This window comes from Deltaproteobacteria bacterium CG11_big_fil_rev_8_21_14_0_20_49_13 (genome assembly GCA_002796305.1).
Classification (GTDB): Bacteria; UBA10199; UBA10199.
The window spans coordinates 1-1,491 of sequence record PCWZ01000079.1; the positions used below are offsets into that span (position 1 = coordinate 1).

At 48.8% G+C, this 1,491-nt stretch carries 1 protein-coding gene and 1 pseudogene (1 of these 2 only partly in view); both read right to left on the reverse strand.

Features of this window, described 5'->3' with window-relative positions; genetic code table 11:
- Window positions 1-697 precede the first annotated feature (697 nt).
- On the reverse strand, window positions 698-928 hold the full coding sequence (locus tag COV46_07600) for a hypothetical protein (GenBank protein ID PIR16575.1): 231 nt from the start codon (window positions 926-928) through the stop codon (window positions 698-700).
- A gap of 32 nt (window positions 929-960) precedes the next feature.
- Window positions 961-1,491: pseudogene (locus tag COV46_07605) on the reverse strand (hypothetical protein) (it continues 195 nt past the right edge of the window).

The window sequence follows — 1,491 nt, forward strand, 5'->3', positions numbered from 1 at the left end:
AAATGGGGTCAGGCTTCGGTAATTCGGTTATTTAAACTCATCTGACAGCAGGATTAAGGAGCTACGCTCCTTGTAATGTGCGGTGATGCCTCGCCACCAATCCCTCGACAAGCTCGGGATCGGTGCCGGCTCGGCATATCATTTAAATTTTTGCATTGTCGAACCTAGTCCGCCTTCGGCGGAGGGTTCTCAAATTCAACTCTCAAAGCAAAAAAAACCGCCAAACCCCATTTGGGGTTGGCGGATTTTTGGCTCCGACAGCAGGATTCGAACCTGCGACCAGCCGGTTACGAATGTTACTTCAGGTTTCCCTAAAGGTTCGGACTATATCATCACCGTGGTCTTTAATGACTTTAGGTGCCGGGCGCTATCTGAAGGATTATTCTTATCGTCACCTTCTAGTCTCTGCACCTTCCGCGCGCCTTTTATATCACACGGCTTGGATCAGGATCGGCATTTTAAAGCTTTCCCTGAATTCACCCGGTTTTCACTTCACGGTTTCCCGTGGAGGCTGCTAACTCTAACAGCCGGCTGCTCTACCACTGAGCTATGTCGGAGTATAAATTTTTATAATTACAAAGAACGATGCTGTTTTAATTTTTCATCCAACTTCATGGTTCGACAGGCTCACCATGAGCGGAAGCTCTTTTAGGAGCCCGAGCCGTATACAAAATTAGGCGCCTCATGTCAAGCGGGCCTATTTCTTGTCCGAAACGGTTCCCTTTGTCTGGCTGGCCTGGCAGGAGCCGGTGGTTCCGCTAACATCGCACTGGAACTTTTCCTTTGCCTCTTTCCTCTTGGCAAAGGTTTCATCTCCCTCATATTTCACATACTTGCCATCCTTGCACATGTAGCATCCGTCGGCAAGGGCTACCGCATATGGTGCGGTTAACGCCAGAGCAAGCACTAACAAGAATACTTTTTTCATGCTTTACCCACTTTTAGGTTTCGAATTTTATATCATCCCCGCCCGCCTATTGCATCTAAAATATCGCTGCGGCCGATCTCAAGCACCCATTTCTCGCCAAGGCTCTCAAGCAGCAACGTTCCAATCCTTAGCCTCTTTAATGATATGACCGGATGGCCGACAATTTCGAACATCTGGCGCACCTGACGTTTCTTCCCTTCGGTTATAGTTATCCTCACAACCGACGTTATCTTGCCGCTCGAAGGGATCTTTATGCGCTTTTTTAGTTCTACCTTTGCCGGTCCCGTTACATAGTCTTCGCTGTCTACGACTATGGTCACCCCATTTTCCAGTTTTTCGATATCCTTAACTGTCAGGCCTCCTTCTACAACGGCCTCGTATTCCTTCTCGACCTTTTCTACCGGTTGAAGGACATTGGATGCTACTTTGCCGTCATTGGTGAGTATCAAGAGCCCTTCGGTGTCGCGGTCGAGCCTTCCGACAACGAAAAGGGACCTTAGGGCCAGCGGCTCGCTTTTTAAGATGTTATCCAGCAGGTCGGTAACGTTCGGATATTCACCGCG